This window comes from Paenarthrobacter sp. NPDC057355 (assembly GCF_042667405.1).
Classification (GTDB): Bacteria; Actinomycetota; Actinomycetes; order Actinomycetales; family Micrococcaceae; genus Arthrobacter.
This window is the reverse complement of the sequence record NZ_JBHVAL010000009.1, coordinates 130798-148892: the sequence shown is the minus strand read 5'-3', so window position 1 is coordinate 148892 and position 18095 is coordinate 130798. Positions and strand designations below refer to the sequence as shown.

Annotated in this window: 14 protein-coding genes; 8 read left to right on the top strand and 6 right to left on the bottom strand. The window is 63.5% G+C overall.

Annotated features, from left to right (window positions below; genetic code table 11):
- Positions 1–57: 57 nt before the first annotated feature.
- The gene (locus ACFUOZ_RS12500) at positions 58–1029 is read right to left on the bottom strand and encodes a DNA-3-methyladenine glycosylase family protein (RefSeq protein ID WP_377548451.1); all 972 of its coding nucleotides are present in this window, start codon (positions 1027–1029) and stop codon (positions 58–60) included.
- Positions 1030–1184: 155 nt separating this feature from the next.
- Between ACFUOZ_RS12500 and ACFUOZ_RS12495 the strand changes: the two genes are divergently transcribed.
- The 6 genes from ACFUOZ_RS12495 (at position 1185) to ACFUOZ_RS12470 (ending at position 7425) form a co-directional block, all read left to right on the top strand.
- Positions 1185–1577 (top strand): VOC family protein, encoded by a 393-nt coding sequence (locus tag ACFUOZ_RS12495; protein WP_377548448.1) that lies wholly within the window; start codon positions 1185–1187, stop codon positions 1575–1577.
- Positions 1578–1642: 65 nt separating this feature from the next.
- Entirely contained in the window at positions 1643–2641 is a 999-nt protein-coding gene (locus ACFUOZ_RS12490) for a type IV toxin-antitoxin system AbiEi family antitoxin (protein WP_377548445.1), read from the top strand.
- Between the two features lie 22 nt (positions 2642–2663).
- Positions 2664–3434, top strand: a complete 771-nt coding sequence (locus ACFUOZ_RS12485; protein WP_377548442.1) for a hypothetical protein — start codon at positions 2664–2666, stop codon at positions 3432–3434.
- A gap of 97 nt (positions 3435–3531) precedes the next feature.
- On the top strand, positions 3532–4917 hold the full coding sequence (locus ACFUOZ_RS12480) for a cystathionine beta-synthase (protein ID WP_377548439.1): 1386 nt from the start codon (positions 3532–3534) through the stop codon (positions 4915–4917).
- 41 nt (positions 4918–4958) lie between these two features.
- The gene (locus tag ACFUOZ_RS12475) at positions 4959–6128 is read left to right on the top strand and encodes a cystathionine gamma-synthase (protein WP_377548436.1); all 1170 of its coding nucleotides are present in this window, start codon (positions 4959–4961) and stop codon (positions 6126–6128) included.
- A gap of 1 nt (position 6129) precedes the next feature.
- Complete coding sequence (locus ACFUOZ_RS12470; RefSeq protein WP_377548433.1) at positions 6130–7425, top strand: glycosyltransferase 87 family protein; 1296 nt, start codon at positions 6130–6132, stop codon at positions 7423–7425.
- On the opposite strand, the gene ACFUOZ_RS12465 is transcribed toward ACFUOZ_RS12470, so the two are convergent.
- Entirely contained in the window at positions 7422–9560 is a 2139-nt protein-coding gene (locus ACFUOZ_RS12465; protein ID WP_377548431.1) for a phosphocholine-specific phospholipase C, read from the bottom strand. The two genes, ACFUOZ_RS12470 and ACFUOZ_RS12465, sit on opposite strands and share 4 nt — an antisense overlap.
- Positions 9561–9699: 139 nt before the next feature.
- Here ACFUOZ_RS12465 and ACFUOZ_RS12460 point away from each other — a divergent pair, with 139 nt between their 5' ends.
- Both ACFUOZ_RS12460 and ACFUOZ_RS12455 read left to right on the top strand, forming a co-directional pair.
- Positions 9700–10260, top strand: a complete 561-nt coding sequence (locus ACFUOZ_RS12460; RefSeq protein ID WP_377548428.1) for a winged helix-turn-helix transcriptional regulator — start codon at positions 9700–9702, stop codon at positions 10258–10260.
- Positions 10257–11666 (top strand): MFS transporter, encoded by a 1410-nt coding sequence (locus ACFUOZ_RS12455; RefSeq protein ID WP_377548426.1) that lies wholly within the window; start codon positions 10257–10259, stop codon positions 11664–11666. The genes ACFUOZ_RS12460 and ACFUOZ_RS12455 overlap by 4 nt, the downstream gene beginning before the upstream one ends.
- Before the next feature lie 71 nt (positions 11667–11737).
- Here ACFUOZ_RS12455 and ACFUOZ_RS12450 read toward each other — a convergent pair whose 3' ends face one another.
- Genes ACFUOZ_RS12450 through ACFUOZ_RS12435 form a run of 4 tightly spaced genes read right to left on the bottom strand, consistent with a single transcriptional unit; the run spans position 11738 to position 18014 of the window.
- Positions 11738–14824, bottom strand: coding sequence for a glycoside hydrolase family 2 TIM barrel-domain containing protein (locus ACFUOZ_RS12450; RefSeq protein ID WP_377548423.1), 3087 nt, complete (start codon positions 14822–14824; stop codon positions 11738–11740).
- On the bottom strand, positions 14825–15739 hold the full coding sequence (locus ACFUOZ_RS12445) for a carbohydrate ABC transporter permease (protein WP_377548421.1): 915 nt from the start codon (positions 15737–15739) through the stop codon (positions 14825–14827).
- Positions 15736–16683, bottom strand: a complete 948-nt coding sequence (locus ACFUOZ_RS12440) for a carbohydrate ABC transporter permease (protein WP_377548419.1) — start codon at positions 16681–16683, stop codon at positions 15736–15738. Before ACFUOZ_RS12440 ends, ACFUOZ_RS12445 begins: the two co-directional genes overlap by 4 nt.
- A complete protein-coding gene (locus tag ACFUOZ_RS12435) occupies positions 16680–18014 on the bottom strand; it encodes an ABC transporter substrate-binding protein (RefSeq protein WP_377548417.1) in 1335 nt (444 codons plus the stop codon). Before ACFUOZ_RS12435 ends, ACFUOZ_RS12440 begins: the two co-directional genes overlap by 4 nt.
- Positions 18015–18095 lie beyond the last annotated feature (81 nt).

Here is an 18095-nt window from a genome sequence, read left to right as displayed (position 1 = left end):
GTCACTTATGGCCCATAAATGCGGCAAACATGGGCCATAAGTGACCCCGCGTTGCTTCTAGTGGTGGCGGTGGTCCTGCACGGTCATCCGGGGGCCGAACGTGGGTTTGCGGAAGCCGCTCAGGTACAGCATCCGGACCAGCCGTTGCCGCTGCCCGCGCCACGGTTCGAGCAACTCGATCATGCCGGCGTCGTCCGTTTTCTGCCCGGTCAAGGCGTAGCCCACATACGAGGCCAAGTCGTAGTCGCCCACGGAGATTGAATCCGGGCAGCCGTGGGTCCGCTGGACGACTTCGGCCGCGGTCCAGACACCAATACCGGGAATCGTCTGCAGCTTGGCCCCGGCCTGCACGGAGTCCAGCGCAGCCAGGCGTTCAAGCGCGACGGCGGATTGCAGCGCCCGCATGACAGTCGCCGAACGCTGTGGTCCAACCCCGGCCTTGTGCCACTCCCACGACGGAACGGCCAGCCACTGCCGCGCAGTGGGAGGTACGAGGAGACCTGCCGGGGCTTTGCCCGGTGCAGGGGTTCCGTAGCGGTACAACAGGTACCGGTAGCCACGCCTGGCCTCCAAGGTGGTGACCTTTTGCTCCAAAATGGTGGGCACCAGTGAGTCAACCACCCGCCCCGTGGAGGGCAGGCGCACGGCCAGGTTCCGGCGTCGTGCTTCTGTGACGCGGCGCGGAAGAGTGGCGTGGAAGGCGGGCTCATCAAAGGCGGACCAGTCGTCATCGGCACCGAGCAAACGGGGCACTCCTGCCACGGCGTCGGCCGCTCCCGGGCCCCAGGCCTGGGCATCCACGAACGAGTCAGGACCCAGGCCGCCACCGGAAAGGCGAAGGGTCACCGGGCCGGAGGGAGCCGTGAAAGCCATCCAATAACCATTCGCGTGTGCCGCGAATGAGGGGTCCGCATTGCCGCGCATGAGCGGAAACATGGTCTGGTCCAGACGGAAGGAACTGCCCGGATGCCACCTGAGGGATGCGTCCGCCGCGGCCGAAACAAGCGGCGGGGCTTCTGCAATGGTCATGTTCTTAATGGTCCCACGCCGGGCTGACAATTTTCTCCGCGGACCCCTTACCGGGGCACTCGCCCGGGGCTAGACTCCCAGTTGTGGCGCGGGTGGGCCGTGCCCAAACCGAGGAACAGATCCGGGAGCAATCCCAGGAACAAGGAGCGCATGCCATGGCCGCAATAGTGCATTTCGAGATTCCAACAGATGACACCGAGAGGGCAAACACCTTCTACCAAAACACTTTCGGCTGGAACCTCAGCCCGATGCAGGGCATGGAGTACACCATTGCCCTGACCACCGAATCGGATGAGCAAACCGGTGCCCCCAAACAGCCGGGAGCCATCAACGGTGCGTTGTTCCCCCGGACCGAAAACCTGAAGACCCCCATCCTCACCATCGACGTCACGGACCTCGACGCTGCCCTCGCCCAGGTTGAACAGGCCGGCGGTTCAGTGGTGCAGGGCAAGGACGCCGTTCCAACCATGGGGTGGTACGCCTACTTCAAGGACACCGAAGGGAACATTCTGGGTCTCTGGCAAACGGATCCGTCAGCGGGGAGCTGACTGGCAGCCCTTCCGTTCATCATTCTCCATTGTTCACGAATCATGAACATGCAAGAATAATGAACATGATCATCCGTGACTTGCTGGATGCACTAACTGAGACGCTCGAACAGCGGGGTTGGGGCCTCGTTGTGCGTGGAAATGTGACGGATGATTCCGTTTCAGTGCCGGTTTTGCTCCACACTCCAGGTGGGAGCCTCGAGGTCCAAGTACATGCACCAGTCACTAGGGGTCTCATCCGCCCGCCGAGTAACCACGAAAGCGTTATTTCGTGCGGAATGGTACTCGCTCCCAGCTTTCGACCAGCTCAAGCCGAAGCCTTGAGGAGAGCAAATATTAACTTTGCTGATGCTCAGGGAAATATGTTCTTGAACGCGCCTGGGTTCTATATAGATATCCGAGGTCAACGATCAGACTCACGCGCCTGGAAATCCTTCGCGGAGGAAAATCTTAGAATAAACACACCGCTGGATCTGTTTACACCAGCAAGGTCCCGGGTCGTGTTTGCCCTCGTTACGTGGCCGGAGCTGTTTCAGGGAAACATCCGTGAGATCTCTCGGGTGTCAGGGGTGTCATTAGGCGCTACTCAGCGTGTCGTCGAGGCGATTCGAGAACAATACGACGGCTTCGACCGGCACGCCCGCGCTGAGCTTTACAGCGACTGGCTAGCTGCGTACCCGCGAAGATTATTGCCCAAAATCACAATCGCGGAGTTCCAGGCTGACGATCCCAGGAAGGTAATCGGCCGCGACATCTGGCTCAGCGGCGAGTCTGCTCTGCCAAGTCGCATTCGGCCGGCGACTACCACGGTCTATGTCACCGAAGTTAGTCCCCACCTCATGAATTCCAACCGATGGCGAAAGTCGTCTACGCCCAATGTCAGCGTAAGGCGCAAATTCTGGGAGGATCCGATTGACTGGCGAGCTACCCTCGACGGGCCGGCATTTGCACCCTCCACTCTGATTTACGCAGACCTTATGGCCGATGGCGACGCAAGGGTAAGAGAGGTGGCGAGAGAATTTGCCTGGGACGATATACAACTTAGAGAGCTCATCACCCGCTGACTTCCAGATTGTGATGGACGTCATGGTGAACCTCGACAGGTGCATCGAGGGTGCCCGCGATCGAACGATGTTGGTCGGGGCCCAAGCCCGGGATCTTATGCATTTGCGCTTAGGTGATCCCAAGCATTTTCTCCGAACAACATCTGACGTCGACCTTGCGCTCGCAGTAGCTAATAGTGACGACTATGCGAATTTGACGGCAAGCTTCGAAGCACGTAAGTCATCCTCGGACGTCAAGTATCTCATTGGCGGGCTCCCCGTTGACCTGATTCCTTTCGGCGGTATCGAGCAACCCATGGGTTGCGCCAAACCTTCACCCGACTCGGATCCTCTCAGCGTCCTTGCGTACACTTCCGCTTTTGCCGCAGCGGATGAGTATGTCCTGCCGGATGGGCGCCGGATAAAGGTGGTGGACCCACTTCACTACACGGCGCTGAAGTTGGATGCCTGGGTTGATCGAAGTAGCTACGGAGAATATAAGGACGCTTCGGATATCCGCGTCGTCTTCGATTGGTTTCGCCAACATTCACAGTACATCGATGATGCCTATGTCGGAGACCCATCACCCGCAGAACGGAATGGCTGGGATCAAGCCTTAGCCTGCCTCTGGATTCTGGGGTCCAATGTCGCTCACGCCATTGGGGAAGCCAACACAAAGGCCATTGCGGCCAAATGGGGCCAATCTCACCGGGAGTCACTGGGGAAGCACCTTGGCAAGCCTTGGGATTCGTTGGGCGACTTGGCGAGTGGGCACGGTGAAGTCAAAGCATTCGCTGACGGGCTGGAAGTGTAGATTGCAGTCACAGGGTCACGATAGAGAAATTGTATTGGGCGCGGGGAGCTGACCCGCCGAATCAGCCTCCACGCGGGCAGGCGGTAACTTTGTACCTATGAAGTACGCCCAGTCCGTGTTGGACCTCATCGGCAATACGCCCCTCATCAAACTCAACCACGTTACTGAGGGGATCAGGGCCACAGTCCTGGTGAAGCTCGAATACATCAACCCCGGTGGATCGATCAAGGACCGCATCGCGGTGAAGATGATCGAAGAAGCGGAAAAGGACGGTCGCCTCAAGCCGGGTGGCACCATCGTCGAGCCGACCTCGGGCAACACCGGAGTTGGTCTGGCACTGGTGGCCCAGCAGAAGGGCTACAGGTGCGTCTTCGTTGTCCCGGACAAGGTAGGCGAGGACAAACGCGCGGTCCTGAAGGCGTACGGCGCCGAGGTCGTGGTGACCCCCACCTCCGTGGCTCCCGACAGCCCGCAAAGCTACTACGGCGTCTCCGACCGGCTGGTCCGCGAAATTCCTGATGCTTTCAAGCCGGATCAGTTCTCCAATCCCGCCGCCCCCGGCAGCCACTTCGAGTCCACCGGCCCGGAGATCTGGAACGACACGGACGGCCGCGTCACCCACGTCGTCATCGGCGCCGGTACCGGCGGGACGATCACCGGCACCGGGCGGTACCTCAAGCAGGTTTCGGCTGAACGGCCGGAGTCCGACGGCGGCCCGGTCAAGATCATCGGTGCGGACCCCGAAGGTTCGGTCTACTCGGGCGGAACGGGCCGGCCCTATTTCGTCGAAGGCGTGGGCGAGGACATGTGGCCCGCGAACTACGATCGCACGGTGCCGGACGAAGTCATCGCTGTCTCGGATGCGGATTCCTTCGCCATGACCCGTCGCCTTGCCAGGGAGGAGGGCCTGCTGGTTGGCGGGTCTTCCGGCATGGCGGTGGTGGCTGCGTTGCACGCTGCCAAGGACCTGGACGAATCCGCCGTGGTGGTGGTGATTCTCCCTGACTCCGGTCGCGGATATCTCGCCAAGATCTTCAACGACCAGTGGATGCGCTCCTATGGCTTCCTTTCCGGGGGCGAAGAAGCCTCCGTGGGGGAGGTCCTCAAATCCAAGACGGGTGAGATGCCGGACCTGGTCCACATCCATCCCAACGAGACTGTCCGCGACGTCATCAACATCATGAACGAGTTCGGTGTCTCGCACATCCCGGTCCTGTCACAGGAACCTCCCGTGGTGATGGGCGAAGTCCTGGGGGCCGTCGACGAGCGCAGCCTGACCAGCAAGCTGTTCCGCGACGAAGCGAAACTTTCGGACAAGATCGCCGAACACATGGGCGAACGCCTGCCCGTGATCGGCTCCTTGGAAACCATTTCCGCCGCGCGTGAGCTGCTGTCCGACGTCGATACCGTCATGGTGACCTTCGCGGGAGCCCCGGTTGGCATCCTGACGCGCCACGACCTCCTGGCTTACCTCAGCAACTAGCCCGCGCTGACCAACCGTTGAACGAACAAAGAGGAGCTTCCATGTCTGCCAACAACAAGGCCGGGTTCAACACACGTGCCGTCCACGCCGGCCAGGAATTCGAGCCGCGCACCGGTGCTGTGGTGCCTCCGCTGCACTTCAGCACCACTTACGCCCAGGACGGCATCGGGGGCCTGCGCTCGGGCTACGAGTACGGCCGCGGCGGCAACCCCACCCGCGATTCGCTTCAGGAGCAGTTGGCCGCCCTTGAAGGTGGAACGGCCGCGTTCTCCTTCGGATCCGGCCTGGCTGCCGAAGACTCGCTGATCCGTGCGGTGGCCAGGCCCGGGGACCACATTGTGTTGGGCAATGACGCCTACGGTGGAACCTACCGCCTGATCAACCGCGTGCTGGGCGACTGGGGCATCGGCAATACCCCGGTGGACATGTCGGACCTGGACGCCGTTGCGGCCGCTGTCGCTGCGAACAAGACCCGTCTGGTGTGGGTTGAGACGCCATCCAACCCGATGATGAAGATCACCGACATCGCCGCGCTCGCCGCTGTCGCGCACGACGCCGGTGCCCTCCTGGTGGTCGACAACACCTTTGCTTCTCCCTACTTGCAGACCCCGCTAGACCTGGGTGCCGACGTCGTGGTTCACTCCACTACCAAGTACATCGGCGGCCACTCGGATGTGGTGGGTGGCGCCATCGTGGTCAAGGATGCGCAGCTCGCGGAGAAGATCGGCTTCATCCAGTTTGCCGTGGGCGCGGTGTCCGGTCCCATGGACGCGTTCCTTACCACCCGTGGTTTGAAGACGCTGGGCGTGCGCATGGACCGCCACAGCGAGAACGGCCAGGCAGTAGCCGAGTGGCTGCTGACCCGTCCCGAGGTCGAAGCCGTGCTGTATCCGGGACTCCCGGACCACCCGGGCCACGATCTCGCCGCGAAGCAGATGAAGAAGTTCGGCGGGATGGTGTCGGTGCAGTTCAAGGGCGGGGAGGCCGCAGCACGGACCGTTGCGGAAAACACCTCGGTGTTCACTCTTGCCGAGTCCCTGGGCGGCATCGAGTCCCTCATGAACTACCCGTCGGAGATGACCCATGCTTCGGTGAAGGGCACCGAGCTGGCCGTCCCCGTCAACCTCCTGCGCCTCTCGTGCGGCATCGAGGAAGCCGAGGACCTGATTGCCGACCTTGAACAGGCTTTCGCCAAGATCAGCAACGGCTGACATGGTGGCTTCTCCTTCACACACGGTGGCCAGCACGACGGCAAGGGGCTGGATCCTCACCGTGGCCGGTGCCCTGACGCTCGTAGTGGCCGTGTGTTACCTGTACGCGAATTACCAGCCGGCGCTCAATGACTTTGAGGTGTACTACTACGGCGGTGGGAAGGTCATGGAAGGCGGCGACCTGTATGCCATCCGCGATGGCCTGCCGTTCACCTACCCTCCGTTTGCCGCCCTGCTTTTTACGGGGTTGGCCGCGTTGGGGTTCTTCGCCGGCAGCATGGTTTTCATTCTGGTGGCCCTGGGCGGCGCCGCGACCGTTGCCGCTTGGCTGGCGAGGCACTACTTCGGCCTGAAGACCTGGCGTGAAGCCTTTGCCGATTACCGCTTCCGGACAACAGCGCTGGTGGGAACGGGAGCCATCCTGCTCCTGGGACCGTGGCGGGACACGTTCGTTTTTGGACAGATCAACATCATTTTGATGGGCGTGATCCTGGCCGATTTCGCCCTGTACGGGAAAGTGCGTGCAGGTGCCATCCGCTGGCCTGCAGGCTTGCTGATCGGCCTGGCGGCGGGCGTGAAGCTCACCCCTCTCGCCTTTGGCTTGTACTTCCTGGTCCGCCGCGACTTCAAGGCGCTGGGATGGATGGCGGCCGGGTTCTTTGGCTCCATTGCTGTGGCTTGGGCTGTCCTGCCGCAGGCGTCGCTGGATTTCTGGACCAAGATCCTACCTGACACCGGCCGCATCGGCGGGCCGGCCTATGTGGATAACCTCTCGGTCAAGGGCCTGCTCCTGCACTTTGGCATGCCGGACTCGTCCCTCACCAACGTGGCGTGGATGGTCCTTTCCCTGGGACTGGCCATCGTGGCGGCACTGATCATCACGTGGGCCGTAGCTGTGGACGAGAACTTCATCGCTGTATCTGCCACTGCAATCCTGATGCTCCTGATCAGCCCGGTGTCGTGGTCCCACCACTGGGTGTGGGTTGCGGTTGCGCTGCCCAGCATGGCGTTTGCGATGCACCGGGTACCCACCCGGAACGGGCGGATGCGAACCGCGGGCTGGGTGATCGTGGCGTGCTCCACCGTTGCGTTCTACATGACGCCCAAAAACCTGGCCGTCTGGGCGGGCGCTGCTGAGTGGGGCAAAGACCCCCAGACCCAATGGCAGCTCATGGTTTCCAGCCTGGGAGTGGTCTGCGCCATCGCCATGATGGGCTACTGGGCCCTGGCTTACCGTCCTTCCCGGGCCGGGCTGGTCCTTGGTGCAACCACCAAGGACCATCCGGCGGCCGGCTAGCCGGAGATGCCTTCGCGGCCGTCTTCGTCGCGGCCCGTCAGCCTCCGGCGGAACGTGGTGTCCTCGGGAGAAGTGACTTCAACGTCGTACCAGCCGCTGACAGTTTCCCAGCCGATCTTCTTCGATTGTCCGGCCTTGAGTTTCACAGTTTCGGCACCCGGTGCGTACTGCAGTGACTTCAAGGCCAGCGTCACCGCAGCCGCGCCGTTGTTGCGGACTTCCAGTTCCACGGCCTTATTGCCGCGGCGGCCGTTAACCGTAACGTCGACGCCGGACGCTGCGCCCGCCGTCGTGCCTTTGAGTTCGTACTGGAACCGGTTTGGACCGGTGACGACGACGTCGAACGCACCCGAGGCGGGGACGAGCTCCACCGTGTCGTTCCCGAGCACGTCCACGTGCCGGGGTTCTGCGAGCTCGCCGGCGTAACCGTAGATGGCGAAGTGCGTTGACCTGGTGCCCGTGTTCGCAAGGGCCAGCGTGAGCTTGCCCGGCGTTGCCGCGGCGGAGACCTGCGGCCTGTAGGGGAGTGGGCGGGCCGGGCGTGAGCCGCTTTCCTGGATCGGTGCGACTTGGACCGCCGGAGGAGTGGGGCGCCACCTGCTGATTTTGGCGGGCACAGGTCCCGGGTGGTCCAGTACAGGGGGAGTGCCCGGGGAACTGAAGTTGAAGACGCCGGTCAGGTCACCGCAGACCTGTCGCCGCCAGGGGGAGATGTTCGGTTCCTGGACGCCGGTCCAGCGTTCCAGGAAGCGCAGTACGGAGGTGTGGTCGAAAATTTCGGAGCTTACGTAGCCGCCAACCGTCCACGGCGAGACCACGGTCATGGGTACCCGCGGGCCCAGTCCGATGGGCCGTGCCGTGGTCCAGTCCGGAGATTCACCCGATGCCGGGCGCGGCTGGACGGGCGGAGGAACGTGGTCGAAGTAGCCGTCGTTCTCGTCGAAATTCAGGAAGATGGCGGTGCTGTCCCAGGTATCAGGGTTGCTGGCGACCGTATCCAGGAGGCGGTAGACGAAGTTTGCGCTGCCCACCGGCGTCGAAGCACCCGGGTGTTCCGAGTCGGCAGCGGACGGGACCAGCCAGCTGACCTGCGGCAGGGTTCCTCCGGTGATGTCGGAGTTGAGGCGCTCCAGGAGGGTGTCGGGCCGGCCACGCCACATGGCTTTGTCGAAGAGTGACCGCTCAGAGTCGGTTAGTTTGGCACGCCCTTGTTCCAGCTGGGCGAGGAGGCGATCCTGCTCCGCTGCCGACTTGCCGCCCAGGTTGTCGTAGAACTCCTCTGTGGTGCGGAGCTTGCCGTCAACGGAGACGAGCATCTTCCGGCCGATCGCCTTGAACGTCTGGAAGTACTCGACCGCGTTGTCGGTGAAGTTGTCCCAGTCCTGGTAGATCTTCCAGGAGATCCCGGCCTGTTCCAGCCGTTCCGGGTAGGTCGTCCAGTCGTAGCCTCCGTGATCGTAACCGTAGGCCGCGTTGGTCACGGCCCGGTTGCTGCTGCCGGGCTCATTGCCCGTGGTGCCGCTCCACAGGTAGTTGCGGTTGGGGTTGGTGGAGCCGTTGACGGAGCAGTGGTAGGCATCGCAGATGGTGAAGGTGTCCGCGAGCTCGTATTGCAGGGGGATGTCCTGGCGCTCGTAGAAGGTCATGGTGGATGCGCTCTTGGCCGGAATCCATTTGTCGCACCAGCCGTTGTTCCATGCCGTGGTGGTGCCTTTGAAGGAGTGGTCCAGGTCGCCGAGGTATTGGATATCGGAGCCGGGCCTTCCAGCGAGTTCGGCGGCCTTGCGCAGCGAGAAGGGCAGCACTGTCTCGCCCGTGGCGCGGGGCTGTTCAAACATGGATTTGCCGTTGGGCAGCCGGGTGACGGATTGGTCGCCGTACCCGCGCACTCCGCGCAGTGACCCGAAGTAGTGGTCGAAGGAGCGGTTCTCCTGCATCAGGACGATCACGTGCTTGATGGACTGCAGGCTCCCGGGAGGCGCGGGCTTGGCCATCGCTGCCTGTACGGAGGGCGGAAGGAGGGAACCGGCTGCCGCAAGCGCCGTCGCAGCAGCTGCCGTGCCGAGGAAGCCGCGACGGGAAAGCCCAACGGATTCGGTTGAACGTTTCACCATGTCAGGGTTGTTCGAGGACATTCAGGGTGCCTTTCGTGGTCAGAGTTGACCCGGCAAGCGTAGGCACCGCACATGAACCGCCGGTGAACCCCGCGCATCCTGGGAGTACGTGTCGTGGTCACTTATGGCTTTCTTTAGGAAAGTCAGCTAGTTTGGGCGCATGCCTCTTCGTTCCGACTGGTCTGCCCGTTCGTGCAGCCTTGCCCGCGGCCTCGATGTCCTTGGTGACCCCTGGGGAAGTCTGGTGCTCCGCGAAATCTTCCTTGGGAACGGCCGGTTCGATGCCATCAAGCAACGGCTCGAGGTGGCGGACACCGTACTAAGCAAGCGTCTGGGGTGGTTGCTCGACGCCGGGCTGCTGGCCCAGCAGCCGTACCAGGACGGACGGCGCACCCGCCAGGAATACGTCCTTACCACCAAGGGCGAGGAAGCTCTGCCTGTCCTGAACGCGATCATCATCTGGGCGGAAAAGCACCTGGATGCGCCCAACGAGATCTCCCATATGAGGGTCATCCATACCGACTGCGGGCAAGCGACGTCCTCGGCGGATACGTGCACCCACTGCGGCACTGCGCTGACCGCCGCCAACACCAGCTGGCACAGCTTCAAGCGCAACAAGCACCCGGTTCCCCTGGCCGTGGCACCCCGGCAATCCATAACCGCAGATCCAGCCGCAACCGCAGATCCAGCCGCAACCGCAGAGACGGAGATCCCCGCATGACCGCTCCCGACGTCACAGGGACGCCCACTGAATCGTCACGGGTACCCTCGCGAAAACGTCCGTCCGGGAAGAGGCCCTCCGGAAAGCGGCGCCTCCACCCGGCCTGGATAGTTGCGGCCGTGGCCTTTCTCGCGCTGGTGGGCGCCGCCGGATTCCGTGCGGCTCCCGGCGTGCTGATGGTCCCGCTGCAGCAGGAATTCGGCTGGTCCACCACGGTGCTGTCCCTGGCGGTCAGCATCAACCTGGTCCTCTTCGGCTTGACGGCACCTTTTGCCGCTGCCCTCATGGAACGATTCGGCATCCGCAAAGTGACCGCGTTGGCGCTGTGCCTGATCGGCCTTGGTTCGGCATTGACTGTCCTGGTGAACCAGTCGTGGCAGATCCTCCTCACTTGGGGAGTGCTCATCGGTTTGGGAACCGGGTCCATGGCCTTGGTCTTCGCGGCGACCATCGCCAACACCTGGTTCGCCAAAAGCCGCGGCTTGGTGATCGGCATTCTCACCGCAGGAAGTGCGGCCGGCCAGTTGGTCTTCCTGCCGTTCATCGCTGCGCTTGCCCAGAACCCGGGCTGGCGCGGGGCCTCGCTGCTCATCGCTGCCGGCGCGCTCGCCGTGGTGCCGCTGGTGCTGCGGTGGCTGCGGAACTCACCGGCCGACGTCGGGGTGTTGCCTTACGGCGCGCAGGAACCTGAGGTGCAGAACGCCGACGCCGGGACGTCACCTGAAGCGGCAGGCAAACCGGACGCTTCGCCCCAGGCTGCCGCAAACACGGACTCCCCGAACGCTGCGGTCCGGGCCTTGCAGGTTCTCAAGCGCGCCGCCAAAGTCCGGACGTTCTGGGCCTTGGCTGCTGGCTTCGCGATTTGTGGTGCCACCACCAACGGACTCATCGGCACGCACTTCATTCCTTCGGCCCACGATCACGGCATGCCTGAAACCACGGCGGCGGGCTTGCTGGCCGTCGTCGGAATCTTCGACATCGTGGGAACCATCGCCTCAGGCTGGCTGACCGACCGCTTCAATCCCAAGGTCCTGCTGGCGGTCTATTACCAGTTCCGGGGGATCGGCCTGCTGGTGCTGCCGTTGCTGCTGGGCTCGTCCGTCGAACCGAGCATGATCATCTTCGTGGTGGTGTACGGGCTCGACTGGGTGGCGACCGTGCCGCCCACCGCAGCCATTTGCCGTTCCGTGTTCGGGGCCGACGGTTCGGTGGTGTTCGGCTGGGTGTTCGCCGCCCACCAGCTCGGAGCCGCCGCTGCCGCGCTCGCCGCCGGGTTCATCCGCGACGCCACGGGACACTACAACTACGCGTGGTTGGGCGCAGCCGCAATGTGCACGGTGGCGGCAGTCATCAGCGCCACCATCCGCAAGGACGCGGCGAAGAAGGAACCCGTAGCCGTGGCCTGATCCCGTTGCGGGGCCCGCTCTGCGCGCTATTCCCGTCGAATAGCACGCAGAGCAGGCCTCACAACCGGGGGCTAGCGCGGCTCAGTGAACCGGAAGGTCAGGGTGCGGGCTTCGGGACGCAGGGCGTAGTCGGGCCAAACGTCCGGTCCGCACGCCCTGGACCCGAGGCCGTGCTGTGCCGCGTCCAGGTACAGGTAGTTGCCTTGGCTGGCGGGCAACTCGTGCGGATGGGCGGCAGCGGAAATCTCCTGTGCCGTGTGCCGGGCGAGCGTGAAGCCCGGCAAGCGGTCCCGGGAGTCCGGCAGCGCCTGGACGTGCAGCCACGGAGAACTGTTGTTGTGCAGGTCCAGGGTCCGGACCCCACTCCGGTGGCCTGTTTCCTGGGGCTTGGCGTACTGCACCGTGAGCTCGTCGATCCCCGAGGAATAGCGGCCCACCAGTGCGGCGTGCATGCTGTCCGGGTACGACTCATGGGGCCCGGTTCCGAACCAGGAGGCGCCGTCCACGGATCCCGGCAGGTCGAAACGGATCCCGACACGCGGCCAGATGATGTCCCAGCCGGCGCTCGGAACAATCTCCGCCCGGAGCCACAGCTGGCCGTTTGAGAGCTGCCAGTTTTCCTCCACGGAAACCCAGCGAGCGGTGTCTGCTGCAGAGTAGCGCGTCTGGATCACCATGCCCGAGTCGTCGGCGGCCACCCTTTCCACCCGACCCGTGAGCCGGTCCAGGCCTGCGGCGCGCCAGACGGCCTCCATGGAAGGAGCGGGAACGCCGTCGCCATTGTTGAGCCACGGGTCGGCGAGGTCATAACTGCCGCGGCCCGCGCCGGCGTCGTTATCCGTAGGGGCGCGCCACAACTCCAAGCGGGGGCCGGAGACCGGCAGTCCAGCAAGGGAAGCCAACCTCCCGTGTTCAAAGACCGCGGGACCAAGACGCAGGACGGGCGGCACCGTGTCAGCGGCCTGCCCGGCCGGAAGCGTTGGCCTGGGCGGGGTTGCTCGGGGGCCCGGCTTCGCCAACGGCAACTGAGCCGCGGAGATCACGTGGCCGGCCTCAGCCCAAGTGCTGTCCTTGCGGAGCACAGCCTCCACGGTCAACCAATGTTCACCGGGTTCCACCACGTCCAGGCGGGGAAGCTCCACCCGGACTGTGTCACCGGCGCCCAGTGGCTGACCCAAGGAATCGACGACGTCGAATTCTCCCGAGGCGCCCGGCTGACCGTCACGCTCAAGCCGCCAGCGCAGCACCACATCCGACGCATCGGCGGTGTGCCTCAGGTTGGCGACAGAGACGAAGCGGCGGGTGCCGCCGTCGTGCGTTTCCTTGGAGAAGCCCAAGCGGATCGGTGCGACCACCTGCTTGTATTCGAAGAGTCCCGGACTGGGCGTGGAGTCCGAGAGGACCATGCCGTCCATGACGAAGTTGCCGTCGTGAACCACCTCGCCGAAGTCGCCGCCGTAAGCGAAGAATTCAGTGCCGTCGGCAGCAGTGGTTCGGATGCCGTGATCCCGCCACTCCCAGACGAAGCCGCCGTGCAGCCGGGGATAACGGTCCACCAGGGCCTCGTATTGGTCGATCGCTCCCGGGCCGTTGCCCATGGCGTGCACGTACTCGCACAGGATGAACGGTTTGGTGCGTTGCCGCGCCGACTCCGCAGCGGAGCAGCCGAGCAGGAGGGAATCCGAATCATCGCGCCCGATCGCCTCGGTTTCCGGCACCGACGAGTACATCCGCGAGTACACGTCCGTGTAGGCGCCCGTGTAGTCACCCTCGTAATGGACGGGGCGGCCCGTGTCGCGGGCATGGGTCCATGCGGACATCGCAGCGAGGTTGGCGCCGGTACCGGACTCGTTGCCCAGCGACCACATGACGATGGAGGGGTGGTTCTTGTCCCGCTCCACCGTACGCTCCATGCGGTCCACGTACGCTTCGCGCCAAGCAGGATCATCGCTGGGGTTGCCTACCCAGCCCTGCCGCTCGAAGCCATGGGTTTCCAGGTCACACTCCAGGATCACCCAGAAGCCCAGTTCGTCAGCGATGTCCAGCAAACGGGGGTGCGGCGGGTAGTGGCTGGTGCGGATCGCGTTGACGTTGAACTTCTTCATCATGGCCAGGTCCGCGCGGGCAAAGTCCTCGTCGAACACACGGCCCCGGTCCGGATGCGTCTCATGCCGGTTCACGCCGTGGAAGACCACGCGACGACCATTGACCAGGAACTGATCGCCCTTGATCTCCACGGTGCGGAAACCCAGGCGGAGCGAGATAGTCTCGCCTTCGCTGGCAATGGTCGCGTTGTATAGGCGCGGCACCTCAGCGGACCAAGGTTCGACGCCGGTGATCGCCACCGGGGCGACGTCGGCTGGGGAGTCCCAGACGACGTCGACGTCCAGTTCGGGGACGGACAGCCGAACCGGGTAAGCGGCCTGGCCTGCGGTGATCTCCGGGTCAATGACGCCGGCGCCGGCAGTGTAAGACGTCCGCAACCAGACGTCGTCGATACCCGCCTTCGGGCGGGCCTGCAGAGTCACGTCGCGGAAGATGCCGGGCATCCACCACTGGTCCTGGTCTTCGACGTAGCTCGAGGCGGACCACTGGTGGACGCGTACGGCCAAGAGGTTCCGGCCCTCACGTACGGCGTCTGTGACGTCGAACTCCTGGGCCAAACGACTTCCCGTGCCCACGCCGATCTCGGTTCCGTTGAGCCAGACCTTGTAACGGGACTCGACGCCGTCGAAACGCAGCACTGTCCTGTCTTCGCCGTCCCAGTCAGTGGGGAGTTCGAACGTCCGGCGGTAATCGCCGGTAGGGTTTTCATCCGGGACGTGGGGCGCGTCCGTGGGGAAGGGGAACTGGACGTTGGTGTAGATGGGCCGGCCATAGGCGCCGTCCCCCTCCAACACCCAGTGGGACGGTACCGGGATCCGGTCCCAGCCGGAATCGTCCAGATTCTCTTCGGCCACGCCTTCAACGGCTTCGCCTTCGGGCAGCACGCCACGACCACCGGGTGTACCGGGGGCGCCGGGCAGAAGGCGGAAGCGCCATCGTCCGTTCAACGAAAGTGTGGGCGCATCGCTGTGCAGCCAGGATCTGGCAGGGAGGCGGTTCCCCGTGCCCGGTCCGGGATCGGTAATGTAGCCGGCTACTGGATGGATGGTCATTTACTTGACGGCTCCTTCTGTCAGTCCTCCGCGCCAGAAGCGCTGCAGGACAATCATGGCGATGCTGAGCGGAATGATGGAAAGCAGCACCCCGCCTGTGGTCAGTTCGTAGAATTCGGGCAGACGGTCCACTTGGCTGAGCCAGTTGTTCAGGCCCAATGTGATGGGGTAGAGCTCGGAGTCGGAGAGCATGACCAACGGCAGGAAGTAGTTGTTCCAGATACCGACCAGCTGGAACAGGAACACCGTGACCAGTGCAGGGGTCAGTACCTTAAGCCCGATGGTGTGGAAGATGCGGAGTTCGCCGGCACCATCGATCCTGGCGGCCTCGATCAGCGAAGTGTCCACGGTGGCCTGGGCATAGATCCTGCACAGGAACAGCCCGAACGGCGAGACCAGCGAAGGCAACAACACACTCCAGTACGTGTTGGCCAGGCCCAGCTGGCTGAACAGGAGGAACAACGGAAGCGCCGTCGCAGTACCGGGAACCAGGACGCCGCCGAGGATCGTGCCGAACACCAGGTTGCGTCCCTTGAACTCGTACTTGGCGAGGGCGTAGCCGCCTGCTGCCGCAAAGTACGTGGCCAGGAGCGCACCGACGCCGGCATAGATCGCCGAGTTCAGGAACCAACGACCGAAGATTCCATCGTCGTAGCTGACCACCCGGCCGATGTTCTCCCACAGGGAGAACGTGGGAGCGAACCAGAAGCCATTGGTGGAGAAGAGGTCGGACGTGGACTTCGTGGAGGCGACGAAGACCCAGTACACGGGAATCAAAAAGTAGAGGGCAACCACCATCAAAAGGGCGGTGACAATGATGGTGGACGACCGGCGTCGTCCGGCTGACCGGTCCGGACCCGCGGACCGGGCCTTGGCAGCGGCTGCTGCGGGTGACTTGGTAGCTGTAGCAGTCATGATGACTTCCTGTTGGTCAGTGCGAGGAAGGCGAACGAAAGGGTGAAGGCGGCGACGGCGATGATGACCGACTGGGCGGCCGCGACGTTGTAGTCGTTGTACGCGAAGGCCGTGGTGTAGGCGCTCAGATTGGGCGTGTACTGGCTGTCGATGGCAGGGGCCACGGTTTTGAGGACCTGCGCTTCAGCGAACAACTGCAGGGTGCCGATAATCGAAAACACCGTGGTGAGCATGAGGGCCGGACGGATCAGGGGAAGCTGGATGCTGCGGGCGACCCGCCAGGTTGACGCTCCGTCCACCTTTGCTGCCTCGTAGAGTTCCACGGGAATGGCCTTGAGCTGCGCCACGATGATCAGCATGTTGTAGCCCGTGTAGCTCCAGGTGACGATGTTGGCGATGGACCACAACACGCTGTTGGCGCCCAGGAAGTCAGGGGTGAGTCCGACGAGTTTGGCCGCGTCAAACAGGGGGCTGAGGCCGGGCACATAAAGGAAGGACCACAGGATGGTGGCGATGACGCCGGGAACGCCGTAGGGCATGAAGTAGGCGGCGCGGAAGAAGCCGGGCCATTTGGCCGATGCCGATTCCAACATCAACGCCAGGACAGTGCAGAGAACGATCATGACCGGAACCTGGACGATGCCGAACAGCAGCATGCGGCCGATGGATGCCACGAAACTGCCGTCCGCCAAAGCCTGGGCGTAGTTGCCGAACCCGGCGAACTCACTGGTTACACCCGCCTCGCCGAAGAGTCCGCTCCTGGTCACCTTGGTGAAACTGGAGAGGATCGCCACCACAATGGGCAGCAGAAACGTCAGTGTGAATAGAGCCAGGAAAGGGGCGAGGAGAAGCCACGGTGCCCGGGCGGCCGCGCCGGTACGCTTGCCGCGGCGGGATGCTTGTGTTTGAGGCTTTGAGGGAGGTGCCATGCGGGTGGTGGTCATGCCGTTTCCTTCCTGATGGTGAGGCCCTTGTTCTTGAAAACGGTGATGATCTGCTGCTCGGAAGCGGCAATCGAGTCCACCAGGGAGGTCCCGAAGGCCTTCTTCCGGAAACCGTCACTGAGGATGTTGAAGGACTGCTGGGTCACGGGCCACCACGACCAGTCGGGGTTTTGCTGTTGTGCGGCCGGGACCATGACGTCCTGGTTGTAGTTCTGGCCGCCGAAGAACGCTGATGGTTGCTGGCGGTCGGTGCCAATGAAGTCGGGATTCGGGGACCATCCGATGCCGCTGTTCTTGATCTCGGCGTCGATGCCTTCTTTGGAGGTGGTCAGCCACACTGCGAAGTCCACGGCTTCCTTGGGGTGCTTGCTATTAGCCAGAACGGCAGCCGTGGAGCCGCCCAGATAGCTCGATCCAAAGCCTGTGCCTCCCCAGGTGGGCATGGGGGCAACGCGCCACTTTCCCTCGGAACCGCTGACCCCTTCGACCAGGGCATCGCCCCAGCTGCCGGTGACGGTGGAGGCAATGCCGCCCTTGCCCGCCGCGGCGAACCAGCCGGGGGAGAAGGCGCCGTACGCGGTGGTGACGAGATCGTCGTCGATCGCTTTGTCGAAGAAGCGCGCGGTGTTGAGCGTGGCGTCGTCGGTCATGTTGATGACCCAGCCATCCTCCTCCGGACGCAGCCACGCGGCTCCTGCCTGTCCGGCGAAAGAAGCAAAGGGTGAGGCGTCGCTGATCGGGAAGCAGTCCAGGTACGTGTCCACGGAACGAAGCTCGCGGGCCAGCCCCGCCCATTCGTCCCAGGTTTTCGGGGGAGCGCCGCCCACCTTGTCCAGAATGGCCGGCTGGTAGAACATGGCCATCGGACCTGAATCCTGGGGTATGCCGTATACGCCGCCCGTGTAGCTGACCTGTTTCCACAAGGTGGGGTCGTAGAGGTGCGCGTGGTCGTTGGCACCGTAGCGGGAGATGTCCACCAGTCCGTTGACCAGCATGAACTCCGGGATCGACCGTAGCTCCACCTGTGCCAGGTCCGGACCACCGCCGGCTGCCAGTGCCGAGTAGAGCTTCTGGTATCCGCCTGCGTTGCCGCCGGGGATCCAGACGACGTCCACCTGGATGTTTGGATTCGCTGCATTCCAGATGTCGGCAACGTTCTGGAAGTCCTTCAACCATGCCCAATACGTAAGCCGCACGGGACCGCTGGCGGCCGGGATGGTTGGTGCAGCGTTGACGGACTGGGTTCCCGGCGTCGCGCAGCCGGACAGCAGACCCATGGCTGCCGTACCCAGGCCTGCGCCCAGAAGTTGTCTTCGAGTTAAACGGGTCATGCGCCTTCACCTCTTTGTGTCAGGTTGACGCTGCCGGCACCCGAAGGTGGGCTCCGGCACGTCGATTGTGACCACGGTAAC